Annotated in this window: 13 protein-coding genes; 11 read left to right on the top strand and 2 right to left on the bottom strand. The window is 28.7% G+C overall.

All coding sequences use genetic code 11. The features are described 5' to 3' along the window. From KE631_RS01425 to sufU, 11 genes are all read left to right on the top strand, one after another. On the top strand, positions 1-280 hold a 280-nt coding region (locus tag KE631_RS01425), incomplete at its 5' end, for a hypothetical protein (protein ID WP_212509097.1). Beyond that, the gene (locus KE631_RS01420) at positions 264-920 is read left to right on the top strand and encodes a hypothetical protein (RefSeq protein ID WP_212509096.1); all 657 of its coding nucleotides are present in this window, start codon (positions 264-266) and stop codon (positions 918-920) included. The genes KE631_RS01425 and KE631_RS01420, both read left to right, overlap by 17 nt. Before the next feature lie 730 nt (positions 921-1,650). Next, the gene (locus KE631_RS01415) at positions 1,651-2,142 is read left to right on the top strand and encodes an NUDIX hydrolase (protein ID WP_212509095.1); all 492 of its coding nucleotides are present in this window, start codon (positions 1,651-1,653) and stop codon (positions 2,140-2,142) included. Between the two features lie 618 nt (positions 2,143-2,760). Further along, the gene (secA, locus tag KE631_RS01410; RefSeq protein WP_212509094.1) at positions 2,761-5,268 is read left to right on the top strand and encodes a preprotein translocase subunit SecA; all 2,508 of its coding nucleotides are present in this window, start codon (positions 2,761-2,763) and stop codon (positions 5,266-5,268) included. A gap of 3 nt (positions 5,269-5,271) precedes the next feature. After that, on the top strand, positions 5,272-6,384 hold the full coding sequence (prfB, locus tag KE631_RS01405; protein WP_212509093.1) for a peptide chain release factor 2: 1,113 nt from the start codon (positions 5,272-5,274) through the stop codon (positions 6,382-6,384). Positions 6,385-6,832: 448 nt separating this feature from the next. Continuing rightward, entirely contained in the window at positions 6,833-7,096 is a 264-nt protein-coding gene (gene rpsP / locus KE631_RS01400) for a 30S ribosomal protein S16 (RefSeq protein ID WP_212509092.1), read from the top strand. Positions 7,097-7,155: 59 nt separating this feature from the next. Then, the gene (trmD, locus tag KE631_RS01395; protein ID WP_212509091.1) at positions 7,156-7,884 is read left to right on the top strand and encodes a tRNA (guanosine(37)-N1)-methyltransferase TrmD; all 729 of its coding nucleotides are present in this window, start codon (positions 7,156-7,158) and stop codon (positions 7,882-7,884) included. Positions 7,885-7,925: 41 nt separating this feature from the next. Continuing rightward, positions 7,926-8,282, top strand: a complete 357-nt coding sequence (gene rplS, locus KE631_RS01390) for a 50S ribosomal protein L19 (protein ID WP_212509090.1) — start codon at positions 7,926-7,928, stop codon at positions 8,280-8,282. Positions 8,283-8,466: 184 nt separating this feature from the next. After that, complete coding sequence (gene tyrS / locus KE631_RS01385; protein WP_212509089.1) at positions 8,467-9,708, top strand: tyrosine--tRNA ligase; 1,242 nt, start codon at positions 8,467-8,469, stop codon at positions 9,706-9,708. Positions 9,709-9,784: 76 nt separating this feature from the next. Beyond that, a complete protein-coding gene (locus KE631_RS01380) occupies positions 9,785-10,990 on the top strand; it encodes an aminotransferase class V-fold PLP-dependent enzyme (protein WP_212509088.1) in 1,206 nt (401 codons plus the stop codon). A gap of 14 nt (positions 10,991-11,004) precedes the next feature. Further along, positions 11,005-11,448, top strand: a complete 444-nt coding sequence (gene sufU / locus KE631_RS01375; RefSeq protein WP_212509087.1) for a Fe-S cluster assembly sulfur transfer protein SufU — start codon at positions 11,005-11,007, stop codon at positions 11,446-11,448. 53 nt (positions 11,449-11,501) lie between these two features. Here the strand turns inward: sufU and trpS are convergent, their stop codons facing one another. Together trpS and KE631_RS01365 are read right to left on the bottom strand one after the other, a co-directional pair. Continuing rightward, positions 11,502-12,506, bottom strand: coding sequence for a tryptophan--tRNA ligase (trpS, locus tag KE631_RS01370; protein WP_212509099.1), 1,005 nt, complete (start codon positions 12,504-12,506; stop codon positions 11,502-11,504). 111 nt (positions 12,507-12,617) lie between these two features. Further along, positions 12,618-17,318 (bottom strand): PolC-type DNA polymerase III, encoded by a 4,701-nt coding sequence (locus tag KE631_RS01365; protein ID WP_308507128.1) that lies wholly within the window; start codon positions 17,316-17,318, stop codon positions 12,618-12,620. Positions 17,319-17,355 lie beyond the last annotated feature (37 nt).

The following is a 17,355-nucleotide window of genomic DNA, read 5'->3' as shown; positions in this document are numbered from 1 at the left end:
TCTAGAACAAATTTTAGCATCTTATGAAAGTCATTTAAACGAACTAAACAATCAACTAAAAAATCTAAAACAAGGTTTAAAAGACATAATTCAAACATATGCAACTGAATTATCAGATTTATTAAAAACACTTTCTTCTGAATCACTTCAATCACATAATAAAACTTTTAATTGGTTTAATAATTCTTTTCAAAATTTTAAAACCCCAGAACAAGCCATAACACAAATAAATTATTGGCTAAATCAGAGTGGAGTTTATCATTATGAAGAAAAACAATGATTATCAAAAATTAGATAATAAGTTGTCAAATCAATTAATCCATATTTGGCTTTGGGGTTTAATTGGAATTAATGTTTTATTTATAACTGTTATTTATCTTGGTAATCACACTAAAATTAAAAACTTTTTGAAATATGATCTATGGAGTTATTTTTTAAAAGAAAAACAATTAGAAGAAGAAGAAATAACAAGTTATCATGAAGCAGGACATACTCTTATAGCTCTTTTATATCCTGAAAATTTTCAAGTTCCTTACGTTACAATTAAACGTACTCAAAGAACCTTGGGACATACTTCTTGCAAAGTTTTAAAATCTGATCCCAAAACAGAAACACTCGTTAATTTTGGAGGAACTGCTGCTGAAAATATTTTAGCCAAAAACCATCAAATGAAACGTTTACAAGTAGGAAAAGGCTCTGGTTTTGACCATAATAGTGCTAAACATAACTTAAATAAATTCTCTCCTTATCCTCAAAAAGATTTTAATGCCTTTTTACAAAAAACAGAACATTTATTACAAAATAATAAAGATGCTTTAGATGAAATAGCCCGTAAATTATTAATTACAAAAACTTTATCTCAAAAAGATTTAGATGAAATTACTAAAAAATATCCTTTAAAAAAAAGTTACAATAAATAAGATTTATAATTTTCTAATAATAAAATGTTTGAAATAAAAAAGCCCTTTTTTTGAAGGGCTTCCTTTTTGAGTTATTATAATATTTTTGCACTTTTTACAACTAATATAAAAGTCAATATTTTTGAATAATCAAGTATTTTTAGTAGCTCAAATTAACAAATTACTAAAAATTGCCTTTTTCAAATTACAAAACAACAAAAAAATAAAAAAAAGTTATCAAAAAATAACATAATATTAAAAAAAATGCTAAAATAAAATAGTAAGTATAATTTTTTTAATTTTGTCATCTTTTATTTTGGTTGTTAAAGCCCTATTTCACTAAGTTTTTAATTTTAAAAGTTTACTTTCATTTGTAAAGTTTGCTTTAAAAAATAAAAAAATTAAAGCCATAAATTTTGCCATCTAACAAATACAGAAATAAAAGTTATCCAAAAAAATATTGGGAGGAAAAATATTAGCAAAATTTTAGCCATCAATTAAACAACTATTTATAATAAATCAAATAATAATTTGAAATATTTTTACAAAAAACTTATTATTTGCATTTTCATTTATTTGCTATCTATGCTATCTACACTTTTTACTAATTTTACCAAAAATATTTATTTCTTAATTCAAAAATAACTTTTTGACAATATTAACAATATTAACAATATTAACAATATTAAAATTTAAAAAGCTAAAATTAAAAAAATAAATTAAAAAAGAAAGAATGAAAAAAGGTTTTTAAATGAGCAACTATATCAACAAATTGCGCCAAAAAATTGGAAAAGACCCTTTATTTTCTCCTGGGGCTTCCGTTATTGTTTATGAAAATAATAAATATTTATTGCAATTCCGCAAAGATTTTAATGTTTGGGGACTTCATGGTGGAGCAATGGAATTAGGAGAAACTGGAGCTGATGTTTGCGTAAGAGAACTAGAAGAAGAAACAGGTCTTAAAGCTTTAGAAATTTATCCCTTTCGTACCTATTGTGGAAAACATTTTATTATCAATTATCCTAACGGAGATGTTGTCTATCCAGTTGTTATGGCTTTTGTAGTAACTAAAACACAAGGAAAATTAAGCCCACAAGATGATGAAGTTGCTAAACTAAAATGGTTTGATGAGGCCTCTTTGCCAATGGATGTTATGATGGAAATTGACAAAACCTTTTTAAAAGATTTTTTACAACACAAAAACCAAACCCAACCTCAAACATACAAAACTAAATTTTGTTAGGCAAAATGTCTTTGCTAAGAAAAAAATTAAAATATATTCCCAATTATTACATTCAAAATAATTATAAATTGAAATAATTATTAATCCAAATTATTAAAAAATTCTCTAGGTCGCATTTATTGTTCAAATTTTTAAAGCAATTTTTAAAACCACAAAATAAATTGTTTTAACTAAAAAAAGACTATCTAATGGCGGTAGTCTTTTTTTCATTTTTTCCTCGCGCGCTTTTTGCTTTTTTTCACCACCACCACCAAATCCGCAAATAAAGCCACAAACAGCAAAAAATAATTAAATGATGTCTACAAACCACTAAATATATGTTAAAATAAATAATAATGGGATTGCAAATAAGGACTTTTGCTACCCAAAATACCACCCCAATTATTTTCATTTTTCCCCTCCAATTACTTTGGTTCCCCCCCTAAAATTGTTAATTTTTGTTTTTTCACTCAGGTTTTTGATAAAAATTAACATTATTTTATTTTCATTGCACTTTCGCCTCACTTCATTTTATTTTCATTTTTTAATATTGAACCAAAGTAAGAATTATTGAAATACGAACCAACAACCCGCAATTACAAATTCAAAAACTAAAAAATATAAAGGATTAAAACGATTATGTTAAATTTTTTTAAAAAAATATTTAATTCTTCCAAAAAAGCTTTAAGAAAAGCTAGAACCATAGCTAATAAAGTACAAAATTTAGAAGCCCAAATGGCTTTATTAGATGACAAAGATTTTGCCACAAAAACCGCAGAATTAAAAAAACTCTTTCAAGAAGGAAAAACCCTTAACCAACTGCTGCCCGAAGCCTATGCTCTTGCCAAAGAAGCTACCAAAAGAGTAACAGGACTTACTCCTTATTACGTTCAAATTTTGGGCGCTGTAATTTTGCATCAAGGAAATATTTCTGAGATGAAAACTGGGGAAGGAAAAACCCTTACTGCCATCATGCCTGCTTATCTTAACGCTTTAAGTGGTAACCCTGTTCACATTGTTACAGTCAATGAATACCTAGCTAAAAGAGAATTTGAAGGTAGCATCGGTGATGTTTTTCGCTTTTTGGGAATGACAGTAGGACTTAATACCAAAGACAAAGACCACGCACAAAAACAACAAGCCTATTTATGTGATATTCTCTACACTACTAACAGTGAATTAGGGTTTGATTATTTAAGAGACAACATGGAAATTGAAGCTTCCAATTTGGTAATGAAACGCCCTTACAGTTATGCTATTGTTGATGAAGTAGACTCTATTTTAATTGATGAGGCAAGAACGCCTTTAATTATTTCCCAAAGTGTCAAAGAAACTAAGAATTTATACAAAGAAGCACAACGTTTTGTTCGCACCCTTAAAAATAGCCATTATCTTATTGAATTAGAAACTAAAACAATTGAACTTACCGAAGAAGGAATTACCAAAGCTGAAAACTTTTTCCAAATTGATAATTTATACAACGTAGAACACGCCTCTTTGCTCCACCATGTCAAAAACGCCCTTAAAGCAGCTTTTACGATGCACAAAGACAAAGACTACTTAGTTGATTACAAAGATGGACAAGTTCTAATTATTGATCAATTTACTGGACGTGCTTTGCCAGGACGCCAATTTAGCGACGGTCTTCACCAAGCATTAGAAGCCAAAGAAGGAGTATTAATTAAAGAAGAAACTTCCATTGGAGCTACTATTACTTATCAAAATTTTTTCCGTCTTTATCACAAATTATCAGGGATGACAGGAACTGCCAAAACCGAAGAAGATGAATTTAGAGACATTTATAACATGGAAGTTATCGAAATTCCTACCAATGTTCCTATGATAAGAATTGACGATCCCGATTTTATTTTTGTTTCTTTAAAAGAAAAATACGACGCTTTAATTGAAGAAATAACTTCTCGCCACAAAAAAAGACAACCCATTTTAATTGGGACAACTACAGTAGAAGTTTCTGAAATTATTTCTAAAAAATTAAAAAAACATTCCATTAAACACGAAATTCTAAATGCCAAAAACCACTCTAAAGAAGCAGACATCATTGCTAAGGCAGGACTTAAAAATGCAGTTACTATTGCTACTAATATGGCAGGACGTGGAACTGATATTCGTTTAGGCGAAGGGATTAAAGAATTAGGCGGACTTGCTGTTTTAGGTACTGAAAGACACGAATCACGAAGAATTGATAACCAATTAAGAGGACGTGCTGGACGTCAAGGTGACCCTGGTTATTCACGTTTTTTTATTTCTAGCGAAGATGAACTTGCCCAAAGATTTGGTGGCACTAGAATAGAAAAAATTATTTCTTTGCTCCAAAAAATAAGCGATTCCGAAACTAAAACTTCATCTAAAATGGTGACTAAATTTTTTACCAAAATACAAAAAAAAGTAGAATCTTCCAATTTTGACTATCGTAAATACCTCTTAAAATATGATGATATTTTACGTATTCAAAGAGAAATTATCTATAACCAAAGAAAAGAAATTCTAGTTAGCAATAGAGTAGAACAAATCGTTCAAGATTTAATGCAAAAGACCCTTAATAAAGCTATTTTGCCACATTTTACTAACAACCCTACCCAATGTCAAACCCAAACTTTAATTACTTTTTTAGAAAATAAATTTTTCCCTAAACAAACCTTTGATTTAGAAGAAGTACAAGAATTATGCAACAACCCTAAAACAAACTCCCTTGATTCTTTTCAACAACATTTATTGCAAAAAGTAAAAGCCACTTTACAATCTCAAAAAGATTTTTTTGAAAAAGACCCTGATAAAGCTCAATATTTTGCAAAAGGTCTTAAATGGATTACATTAAAAATAATTGATAATTACTACCAACGCCACATCAATGACATGAGTTCTTTAAGACAAGGAATTGGATTTGTAAGTTACGGACAACAAGATTCTTTTATTGAATATCAAAAAGAAGGACAAGTTTTATTCAATAACATGATTGCAAAAATTGCAAACGACATTACTGCTACTATTTTAAAGTTTTCTTTCGCAGATAGTTTTCAAACACCTCCCAACCAAAAAGTTTTTTTAAACAATGATTCAAGCGATGATGAATCTTCTAAAAAAAGAAGAACTAGAAAAGTAAGAACTTCTAAAAAACCTTGGAATTAATTTGTGGAAAAATACGAAATTAATCAAATTTTACAAAACTTGCATCAAAACCTTCAAGATTTAAAACAAGCCCTTGATTTAAAAAAAACCAATCAAACAATTGAAAAATTAAATTGCGCCATGCAAAAAGAAGATTTTTGGCAAGACCCCCAAAAAGCTGTTACAATAAGCCAACAATTCAACGACTTGCAAGACAAAAAAACTACTTTAGAAACTTTAGAACAAAATTATTTGGATCTAGAAACTTTATTTAATTTAAATGAAAGCCCAAATGAAACTTCTGCTTTATTAGAAGAAGAATTAAAAAACCTCACTAAAGCCGTTTTTGATTTCAAAATTAAAATTTTTTTGAATCAACCTTATGATATTAACAATGCTATTTTATTATTCCATCCAGGAGCAGGAGGCACTGAATCGCAAGATTGGTGCGAAATGCTTTTCCGTATGTATCAAAAATATGCTCAAAAAAAGAATTTTAAAACCGAAATTCTTGATTATCAACCAGGTGAAGGAGTAGGAATCAAATCAGCTACCTTATTAATTAAAGGAACTTATGCTTATGGTTATCTAAAAGCGGAAAAAGGAGTTCATCGTTTGGTAAGAATTTCTCCTTTTGATGCTAATTCCAAAAGACATACTTCTTTTGTAGCTTGCGATGTTTTGCCAGAAATTAATGAAGAAATCAAAATTAATTTAAAAACAGAAGATCTTAAAATCGATGTTTTTAGAAGTAGTGGTGCAGGCGGACAACACGTAAATACTACTGATTCAGCAGTAAGAATAACTCATTTGCCAACAGGATTAGTAGTGGGTTGTCAAAATGAACGTAGTCAGATCAAAAACAAAGAAAAAGCTTTGCAAATGCTAAAAACCAAGTTATTTCAATTAGCATCAAAACAACAAAAAGAAGAAAATGCTAAAAAATTTCAAAGCGACCAAAAAGAAAATGGTTGGGGTTCTCAAATTAGAAGCTATGTTTTTCATCCTTACAAAATGGTTAAAGATCACCGCACTAATCAAGAAATTTTTCAATTAGAACAAGTAATGGATGGAAACATCGACGAATTTATCAATGGATATTTAACCAAAATACCTATTAGTTCTCCTCATGAATAAAAAATAAAAATACAAAGTTAATTATTTTTTTAATCAATAACCAATATAAAAAAATAATTATAGGAAAAGCCAAGATAAAAAGGCATTTCAAAGAATAAATAATTTCCCAAAGTAATTTGTTTTGGGTTTTCTTTTTGTCTTGTCTTAGAACAATTTTAATATTTTATTTTTTGAAAACAACAAAGCACACTATTTTTCATTAAAATCACTCCCTTTATTATTTATTGTTATTGTTTTTTAAACATTTTTTAATGTACTTAAATATCTTTCACCTTAATTAAAATCTTCAAAAGATTTTATTTTTTTAAGAATTCATCAAAAAACATTTTTCTCATCTTTTTTATCAAAAACACTTGACAATTCAGTTATTTTATGTGATAATATTTAGGATGAACTTTTTAATTTACGATTAAACGATTAATAAAAAAATAGAAAGTGGGTGTTTATTATGGCAATAAAAATGCGTTTACAACGTTTCGGAGTGCATAAAAGACCTTTTTACAGAGTAGTTGCAAGCGAATCTAAAAATGCTAGAGATGGTAAATTTTTAGAAATTTTAGGAACTTATGACACTATTTTAGATATTGTTGAATTAGACCACAACAAAGTACAAAAATGGTTATCCAATGGCGCTCAACCAACTAAAACAGTCAAAAAAGTATTTAAAAAAAATAAATTTTTTGCAAAAACTAACACTAAAGTTGAAAAATAATTTTTTTCTCAATTTCAAAAATAAATGAAAGCGCCTTTAACGGTTAAAAACTAAATTTTATGATTATTGAAATTATCACTATTTTTCCGCTTTTTTTTAAAAGTTTTTGCGAAACTTCCATTATTAAAAGAGCTTTAGAACAAAAAAAAGTTCAAATAAAACTTCATGATTTAAGAACTTATAGCAAAAATAAACATAATCAAGTAGATGATAGCGTTTATGGAGGAGGAGTTGGAATGTTGCTTTCTTTCCCTCCTTTTTTTGATTGTCTACAAAAAATAAAAACTCCCCAAAGCAAAGTTATTTTATTATCTCCTCAAGGACAAATTTTTAATCAAATGCATGCCACTAATTTTGCTCAAAAAGAAACTCATTTAATTATTTTATGCGGTAATTATGAAGGGGTTGATGCAAGAATATTGCAATATATTGATGCAGAAATTTCCATAGGTGATTATGTTTTGACAGGAGGAGAAATCGCTGCTACTGTTTTGGTTGATGCAATTACAAGACTGCTTCCAGAAGTTATCAAAGAACAATCTTATCTTGAAGATTCCCATCAACAAGGTTTGCTTAAATATCCTCAATACACCCGCCCGCAAAGTTATTTGAATCACGAAGTGCCTGCTGTTTTGTTATCTGGAAACCATGCCAAAATAAGATGTTGGCGCCAAAAAGAAATCTTGAAGGCAACTTTACAAAAAAGACCTGATCTTTTGGAAAATAAAAAATTAACTTTAGAACAAACCAAACTTTTAACAGAAATTAAACAAGAATTACAAAAATAATTCAAGAATTATTTATTTGAATTCAACAAAGGAGCAAAATTATGTCTCAATTAAAAGGACAAAATTTAATAGAATCAGTTAACCAGCACCAACTTAAAGATGTCCCTTTTTTCAAACCTGGTGATACAGTTAAAGTATTTATCAAAATTGATGAAGGAAACCGCAAAAGGGTTCAAATTTTTGAAGGTTTAGTTATTAAACGCCAAGGAAGATTAATTACAGAAACTTTTACTGTAAGAAAAATATTTGCTGGTGTAGGAATGGAATTAACTTTCCCAGTACATTCCCCTACTAACGAGAAAATAGAAGTAGTTCGTCGTGGTATTGTTCGTCGCGCCAAATTGCATTATGTTCGCAACCTTTCTTCTAAAGCTTCTCGCATTAAAGAACAAAGATAAATTATTTTTTTGTTTAAAGAAATACATTTTTTTATAATAAAAAACTTTTAATAACATTTTTTAAATATATTTTTCCCCTTTTTTTTAATAAACAAAATTTAGAAAATTATTAAAAACAACTCTATTTTAATGATTTTTTTTAAAACCAAGAAAATTATTTCTAAAAATAAAATAGGAGCTCAAAATGTCTTTTTATGAAGAATTAAAATGGCGTAATTTAATTAAAGATTGTAGTAACGAAACACAAGTTAAAGAATTATTAGACAACAACCAAGTTAAGTTTTACTGTGGGCTTGATCCTACTTCTCATTCTTTAACAGTGGGTTATTTAGTTCAAATAACAATGATTTTATTAATGCAAAGACAAGGACATCTACCCGTTATTTTAGTAGGTGGGGCTACAGGTTTAATAGGAGATCCCAAAGAAACTGAAGAAAGAAAATTATTATCTTTAGAAAATTCATTGCAAAATGCTAAAAGTATTGAATGTCAACTTAAAAACATATTGTTAAACAAACAAGTAGAATTTGTTAATAATTATCAATGGCTTTCTCAAATAGATATCATTTCTTTCCTCAGAAACTACGGAAAACTTTTTAACATTAACTATATGCTTTCCAAACACGCAGTAGCCAAAAGACTTGCTTCTGGCATCTCTTTTACTGAATTTTCTTATATGATTTTACAATCTTTAGATTTTCATCATTTATACAAAAATCATAAAGTTAGATTACAATTAGGCGGTTCTGATCAGTGGGGAAATATCACAAGCGGACTAGAACTCATCAGAAAATTAGAAAAAAAATCCGATGCCCTAGGAATTAGCACTCCTCTTTTGTTAAATTCAGATGGAACGAAATTTGGCAAAAGCGAAAAAGGGGTTTTATGGTTAAATCCTTCAATGACTTCCCCTTATGAAATTTATCAATATTTTTTAAATGTTTCTGATAAAGAAGTAATCAATTATCTAAAAATGCTTACTTTAATCCCCAAGCAAGAAATTTTGGAATTAGAAAAAAACACCTTGGAAAACCCCCAACAAAGATTAGCTCAAAAAGCTCTTACCCAAAACATTATTACTTTAATTCATTCCTCAGATATTTTGCAAGAATGTATAAAAACTAACCAAATTTTATTTTCTAATGCTAAAAAAGAATCTTTCCAAGAAAAAGATTTTATTTTATTGCAAAAAACTTTGTTTTGTCATTCCACAAAAGAAGATATTTTATTAGTTGATGCTTTAGTTCAAACAAAACTGGCAACTTCTAAAAGTGAAGCTCGTGAATTTATCAAAGACAACACTATTAAATTATTTAATCAAAAAATCAAATCCCTTGATTTTGCAATAACCAAAAAAAACACTTTATTTGATAAATATGTCCTTTTGAAAAAAGGCAAAAAAAACAACGCTTTAATAGTCTTTTAATTATTAATAACTTTTTATTTATTTTATTAATTCATTTATGAAAAAATATGTCTTAACAAATTAAGAGGTTTCCAAAATGCAAAATAATCCTTTTCGCTGTTTTTTCCCAATTTTCAAAACCAACCCCAAGATTGTTTACTTTGATAATGCTGCTACTTCTTTAAAACCTCAAAAAGTAATAGATGAATTGACTAGATTTTATAGCACAAATGGACTCAATACCAAATCTTTTGGCGTTTTGTCTCATCAAAACACTTTACTAATGAACGAAACAAGAATTAAAACAGCTAATTTTATTAATTCCAAATCAGAAGAAATTATTTTTACTAAAGGAACTACTGATTCTTTAAATATATTAGCTCAAAGCTTAGGAGAAACCCTTCAAGAAGGTGACGAAATTATTACATCAGAATTAGAACATAATTCTTCCGTGTTTCCTTGGTTTAAACAAGCCAAACTAAAAAAAGCAAAATTAATTTTTGTTCCCCTAAACGAACAGAATCAAATAACTGTAGAAAATTTTGCTAAGGTTTTAACAAACAAAACTAAAATAGTTGTTTTAACTCATGTTTCTAATTTGCTAGGGTACGAAACTCCCATTAAAGAAATAACAACTTTAGCTCACAAAAAAAACGCTTTAGTTATTTTAGATTCTGCCCAATCATCAAGTCACCTACCCATAGACGTTAAATTTTTAGATGTAGATTTTTTAGCATTTTCATCCCACAAATTATACGGTCCTTTTGGAATAGGGATTTTGTTTGGCAAAAATTATTTATTAGAACAATTACAACCTCCTTCATTTGGAGGAACTTCCATTAAAGAATTTTCTTTAAAACATTTTTTACTCAACGCAGGTCCTAATAAATTTGAATCAGGAACTCCTAATATTTCAGGAATTCTTGCTTTTAAAAAAGCTTTGGAATTTGTGGAAGAAATTGGTTTTGAAAACATCCAAAAACATGAAAAAAAGATTTATCAAAATATAATGAAAGAATTAAAACAAATTCCTAACATCACAATTTATAATCCTCAAGCTTTTTCTAACATCATTACTTTTAACTTTAATCAAATTCATGCCCATGATGCAGAAGCTTTTTTAGCTCAGGAAAATATTTATGTAAGAACTGGTAGATGTTGTGCTTTTTTAGCTACTCAAAAACTAAAACAAACAAGTATAATTAGAGTTTCTATAGGCATTCACAACAATCAAGAAGACGTTGATATTTTAATTAAAAACTTAAAAAAAACGCAAACTTTTTTCTCTAAATTTAATAAATAACTCAAGGCATTAAAATGTTAGAAATAAATAAATTATATCGTGATTTAATCATTAAACATTATCAAGAACCTCAAAATTGGGGACTTTCCCAAGACCCTGATTTTATAAACATAACTAATAAAAATGTTTCTTGTGGTGATTCTATTTCATTACAAATCAAAATCTCAAATCAAAAATTAATAGATATTAAATACGAAACTCAAGCTTGTGCTATTTGTCGCGCTTCAGCAAGTTTGATGTCTATACATCTTAAGAATCTAGAAATTCCACAAACATTAGAAAAAATAAATCATTTTTTAGCTATGATTAATAATCAAATATATGATGAAACTCAATTTGACAAAGAATTACTATTATTTAAACATTTTATTAATTTTCCTGGAAGAGTCGTTTGTATAAGTCTTTCTTGGAAAGCTTTACAACAAGTAATTAAAGCACACAATAAAAAAAGTTATTAAATAAAAAAGACAACCCTAAAAAGGTTGTCTTTTTTATTTATAAATATTATACATCAAAATCTTAAAATACCTAATTTTTTTCGTACCTGTTGGATTTTTTTCTCTGCAATCAAGGAAGCTTTTTGAGCTGCTTTATTTAAAATATCATCCAATTTTGCACTATTAATTAATTGATAAAATTTTTGTTGCAAAGGTACAACAAAATTAATTATTTCTTCACCGACTTTATTTTTTAACTCTTTATAATTACTTTTTTGAAAAAGTTTTTCACTTTCAAAAATACTAATTTGCTTTAAAGAAGCATAAATGGTTAAAAGATTAGAAATTCCAGGTTTATTTTCTGGATCATATTTAATTATTTTTTGGGAATCTGTAACAGTTTGGGCAATTTTACTTTTAATTATTTGAGGATCATCCAAAAGTAAAATATAACTTTTAGGATTTTCCGTATCACTTTTACTCATTTTTTTCAAAGGGTTTTGCAAAGATTTTATTTTCGAACCCAAAGGATTAAAAAAAGGTTCCGGAACAACAAAAGTATTACCATATAAATTGTTAAATCTTGTAGCCAAGTTTTTAGTTAATTCTAAATGTTGTTTTTGATCTTTGCCAATAGGCACTAAATTTGCATCATACATCAAAATATCAGCTGCCATCAATGTGGGGTAAGTAAATAAAGAAGTCCTTATTCCTTCTGCATTAATTTTGCTTTTTTCCTTATATTGAATCATTCTTTGTAGTTCAGAAAAATAAGAATTGCATTCCAAGAGATAACCCAAATAAGTATGTTGTGTTACTTCAGATTGAACAAACAAATTTATTTTTTCAGGATCAAGCCCTGATGCCAAATAAAGAGCTGCTATTTTTTTGATTTGTTTTTTTAGTTTTTGGGGTTCTTGATAAAAAGTAAGGGCGTGCAAGTCAGCTATAAAAAGATAAAAATCAAAATTTTTTAAGTTTTGTTGCAAATATAGCAAAGGTTTTAAAACCCCAATATAATTTCCTAAAGTAAGATCGCCCGTTGGTTTGATCCCTGACACTAATCTTTTATTTGGTATCAATTTTATCACCTCCTTTTTTATTTTTTGCAAAATGATTTATTATAGCAAAATCATCTTTAATATTTTTGTGGATTTAATCAAATTTATTTATTATTTGTTTTTTTAATTTCATTCATCTTCTAAAGAATCTAAAAGGTTTTCTTGTTTTGCTTTGGCTAAAATGGTTTTATTAATTTTAGAACGAGTGGCAAAATCAGCTTTAGTAAATGGTTTTTCTTGGCGCGCCTCTACAATTTTATTAGCAGCAATCAAACCTAGACCATCAAGCGAAAGCAGTGGCATCCTTAAAAAACCACCATCTTCTATTTTTAAAACACTAACATCTGATTTATTAAAATCAACAGTTAAAAATTTAAAACCACGATGTACCATTTCTTCGGCAATTTTTAAAGTATTTATTAAAGCATCTTCTTTGGCTTTAATTTTTTTACTTTTTTTCAATTCTGCAAGCTTATTTAATTTTTCTTTAATAATTTTTATATCGTTACTAATCATGATTTGGTGGTCGAATTGTTCTGTTCTTTTAGAAAAATAACCACTATAAAAAGCTAATGGTGCATGCATTTTAAACCACGCAATCCTCAAAGCCATAATAACATAAGCAGTGGCGTGCGCTTTAGGGAATAAATATTTAATTTTAGCAGCAGAATCAATATACCAAGCTTCTACTTTGTCTTTCATTTCTTGTTTGTATTTGTTCCATGTTTGAAAATCATCTTGGGGTTTGCCTTTGCGGATAAATTCCATAATATCAAAAGCTTTTAAAGGATCAAGCCCTTTTTCTTGTAGTTGTAACATAATATCATCACGACAACCAATTATATCATCAAAAGAAATTGTTTTATTTTTGTATTTTTCAAATTCGCCTGTTTTGTTGATAGCATCTCTGGCGTTTTGGTTCCAAACATCAGTTCCATGTGAAAGTCCTGAGATTTTTACTAAAGCAGCAAAATTAATTTTAATTGCTTGTTTTTGTGAATTTTGTTTAGCGGTTGTTAAATCTTTTAACATTTGTTTGACAAAAATAGTTCCAAATTCAGGAATACCCAAAGAATCAATAGTGATTTTATTTCCTGGATTTACAGAAGAATCAATTTTGAATTCGTTGGAAAACAATTTATAAACTTCGGGATCATCTACAGGAATATCTTGGGCTCTTGTGAAAGGGAAAATTCTTTGATTTTCTTTAACATAATCCATCAAAAATTTAATCATCATAGGATCATCATGTCCTAAAATGTCTAATTTAAAAAGATTTTGCTCAAAGGAATGATAATCAAAATGAGTGGTTTTCCAATTGGTGTCATTAGCTGGATATTGGACAGGAGTTACTTCATAAATACTGCGATCGGGCGGCACAACAACAATTCCTCCTGGATGCTGGCCATTAGAACGTTTAACTCCTTCGATTTTGTTGGCAATTTGGGCTACTTTTTGTTTACGCCATTGTTTTTGTTTTTCTTCTAAAAAACCCATCGTATAGCCATAAGCGTTTCTTTGGGCAACAGTCTGGATGGTTCCTGCTCTAAAAGCGTGTTTTTCTCCTAATAATTCTTTAATGTAATTGTGGGCTTGGATTTGGTAATCACCTGCAAAATTTAGATCAATATCAGGAGTTTTGTTGCCTTCAAAGCCTAGAAAAGTTTCAAAAGGAATGTCATGACCGTCTTTTTTGAACTGAGTGTTGCATTTGGGACAAGGCATGTTTGGCAAATCGTATCCCGAAAAAACCTTATCAAGTTCGTTTTGGTATTTTTCTTCTTCTGAGTTGTAATATTGTTCTTTTTCTTGTGGTTTTAATTGGACAATAGTGTAGTTGCATTGTGGACAATAATAATGTGGTTTTAACGGATTTACTTCGGTAATTTCTAACATAGTTGCTACTAAAGAAGAACCAATCGAACCACGTGAGCCTACTAAATAATCTTTTTCCAAAGAATTTTTAACTAATAAATGTGATAAATAATAAACAGGAGCAATATTTTGATTAGATTTTTCGTTTTTTGTCTCTCCGATAATACTTTTTAACTCTTGATCCAATCTTTCTTTAATTAAAGGATGGGGAGTTGCGCCGTACATTTGTTTAACTTTTGTATCAACCAAACGCTTAATTTCTTCTTTGATGCTTGGTATTTGTAAGTTGGCTTTGAAAGCTTCGTCTTTGAAAGAAAATAGTTCCGAAGAAAAAGCTTTGATTTTTTCAATTTTGGAATTAAGCAAATGAGTATTTTCAATTACAATTTCATAAATTAATTTTTCATCTTGTAAAAAGGCAAATGCATCTATCATTTCTTGGGTGGTCAAAAGGTGATTTTCTGGCAAGTTTTTATTTTCGTATCTAGATAATTTGTGTAAGCCGCCTCCTACCATTTTGGCACTAATATAAATTTCGCGATAATCTTTTTCCCAAGGATGAATATAATGAACGTCCCCAGTGGCAATTACTATTTTTGCTTGTTTTTGGGCTTCTTTTATGATGGTTTTGAGAGTAGTTTCAATGATTTGAAGCCCGTTTTTGCCTAAATCATGAATTAAATGTTTATAAGCTTGGGGATGTTGCACTTCGATGTAATCGTAAAAAGAAATAGCTTTTTTCAATTTGGAAATGTTTTGATTGAGAGCTATTTCAAAAATATTGCTATTCATGCAACCACTACCCACTAAAAGACCTTGTCTTAAATTAGCTAAATTAGATTTTAAAACACGAGGGCTTTTGTTAAAATCCTTAGTTAAAGCGTTGCTTAAAAGTTCAAAAAGATTGCGATAACCGGTTTGATTAGCCACTAAAATATTGATGTGATAAGGTCTTTCGTATTTGGGATCGATTTTTTCTTGTAAGTCAAAAAAAGTAATTACTTGTTCGTCTTTGGGATCTTTGGTTAGATCTGCCAATTGATCAATCATTTTGATAAAAACTTCTGATGTGGCAGTGGCATCCGCAAGTGCACGGTGATGGTCTTCTAATTTGACTTTGAAAAAAGTTGCCAATCTTTTTAAAGAAAAATATTTTAAAAGATTACTGAAATAACGTTGAGACAATACCATGGTATCAATAATGGGTTGTGGTTCCAAAGATATTTTGAGTTCTTTTGCTTTTTCTTTTAAAAAATTAATATCAAAAGAAGCGTTGTGAGCCACTAAAACACAGTCTTTGGCAAAAGCTAAAAATTGTGGTAAAACTTGGTCAATTTTTTGTTGTCCTTGAAGCATTTCATCCGTAATATTGGTAATATCGGTGATAGTTTTGGTTAATTTTTGTTGCGGGTCGATAAATTTTTGAAACTCGCCTATTTTGTTTCCGTTTTTAATTTTTACTCCAGCGATTTCAATAATTTTGTCACGAACATTAGATAATCCAGTAGTTTCCAAGTCAAAAACCACATAAGTAGCTTCTTTTAAAACAAAATCTTTTTCTAAATTATCTTCTTTTTGATTGGTGATATAAATAGGTTTTTCTTCAATAAAATCAACTTCCACTCCATAAATAGGTTTGATTTTTTTATTTTTGGCATGTTCGTTAATTTCAGGGTAAGCATAAATGCCGTCATGATCCGTAAAAGCAATCGCTTCGTGTCCCCATGATTCTGCTATTTGTAAATATTCTTTGGCACTGTTAATGGCGTCTAAATTAGACATTTTAGTGTGAGTGTGAAATTCAATTCTTTTTTTGCCTTGAAAACCCAAGTCTTGGCGGATTAATGAAGGCGAAATTGAATCTGATTCTAGGGTTTCGTATTGTGTCATCATTAAATGAACATCATCCCAAGCACTATAATTAATTCGAGCTGTGATTCTAAATAATTGTCCAGTTTGGTAATTGGCTTTTAAAAATTGCTCTTTTTCATCTTTGGACACTTTTTTTTGAATTAAAATAGCATCTTTATTTTCGATAGAAAAATCATTGTCGTTTTCTTCTATAACAAATTTTAAATAAGAATACTGAAAATTAGCTTCTTTGATAGGATGAGCCAAAAAACCTTCAACAATTACATAAGTATTGGGATTTTGACGGTTGAATTCTTCCAGCTCTTGTTTATTTTTAGGAAGATCTTTTATTTTTGTATCTTTAGTTGTCATTTTAGAATTGCTATTATAAGCTCCTTTATTATTATATGCTTTTGCTTGGGGTGTTGTTTTTGCTTGTTTTGTTTGATCGGTTTGAGAAGTTGGATCTGATTTGTTATTTGGATTTTTTTCTTGATTTTGTTCGTTGGAGTTGGTTTGATGATTCGGATTTTGTTGCAATTCTTCGATTTCAATATTTGTGGATTTTTTTCTATTGATATCAATTTTTCTATCTGTTGATAAGATAAATTCATTTTTAAAACCATAAAATTTAGAAAAAAAATCTTGAAGAAGTTCCATTTTTTTATTTAAACATTTAAATGCATTAGGATTTACAAAAATGATAAATTTGCCGTTTTGAAAATTTACTTGGTGATTTTGAATTGCAAAATAATCTAAATCATGATATTTTTTTATTAAACTGGCTTGGGTTATAACATAATTAAAATAACTTTCTGCCAAAGATTCTAGATAATCCCAATTTTCAAAATCGATGTGGTATTCAATTTGGGGCAAATTAGGTTTGGTTTGCGCTTGGTTTTTCCATAAAATAGTTAATTCTTGGAGTAATTGTTCTAAAAAAAATGCTAAATCACAAACTAAAGGTAAATGTTTAAATGTGATTTGTAAAACCCATTTTGGGCTTTTTTGGCAAACTGATATTTTTTTTACTTGAGGATTTTGAAAATATTTTTTGCAAAAACCTTTTTGTTCGATAAATTGTTTAAATGAATGAGTAGACACAATAAATACCACCTAATAGTTGATTGGGAAAAGAGGC

The organism is 'Santalum album' aster yellows phytoplasma, from assembly GCF_018283495.1.
Taxonomy (GTDB): Bacteria; Bacillota_I; Bacilli_A; order Acholeplasmatales; family Acholeplasmataceae; genus Phytoplasma; species Phytoplasma asteris.
The sequence above is the reverse complement of the archived record's forward strand: the minus strand, read 5'-3'. Positions and strand labels throughout refer to the sequence as shown.

Bases quoted from the DNA above. Each gene is read 5' to 3' on its own strand.
- tyrS (WP_212509089.1), top strand. From the start codon at position 8,467: ATGTCTTTTTATGAAGAATTAAAATGGCGTAATTTAATTAAAGATTGT.
- KE631_RS01380 (WP_212509088.1), top strand. From the start codon at position 9,785: ATGCAAAATAATCCTTTTCGCTGTTTTTTCCCAATTTTCAAAACCAAC.
- KE631_RS01420 (WP_212509096.1), top strand. From the start codon at position 264: ATGAAGAAAAACAATGATTATCAAAAATTAGATAATAAGTTGTCAAAT.
- sufU (WP_212509087.1), top strand. From the start codon at position 11,005: ATGTTAGAAATAAATAAATTATATCGTGATTTAATCATTAAACATTAT.
- secA (WP_212509094.1), top strand. From the start codon at position 2,761: ATGTTAAATTTTTTTAAAAAAATATTTAATTCTTCCAAAAAAGCTTTA.
- KE631_RS01415 (WP_212509095.1), top strand. From the start codon at position 1,651: ATGAGCAACTATATCAACAAATTGCGCCAAAAAATTGGAAAAGACCCT.
- rplS (WP_212509090.1), top strand. From the start codon at position 7,926: ATGTCTCAATTAAAAGGACAAAATTTAATAGAATCAGTTAACCAGCAC.
- trmD (WP_212509091.1), top strand. From the start codon at position 7,156: ATGATTATTGAAATTATCACTATTTTTCCGCTTTTTTTTAAAAGTTTT.
- rpsP (WP_212509092.1), top strand. From the start codon at position 6,833: ATGGCAATAAAAATGCGTTTACAACGTTTCGGAGTGCATAAAAGACCT.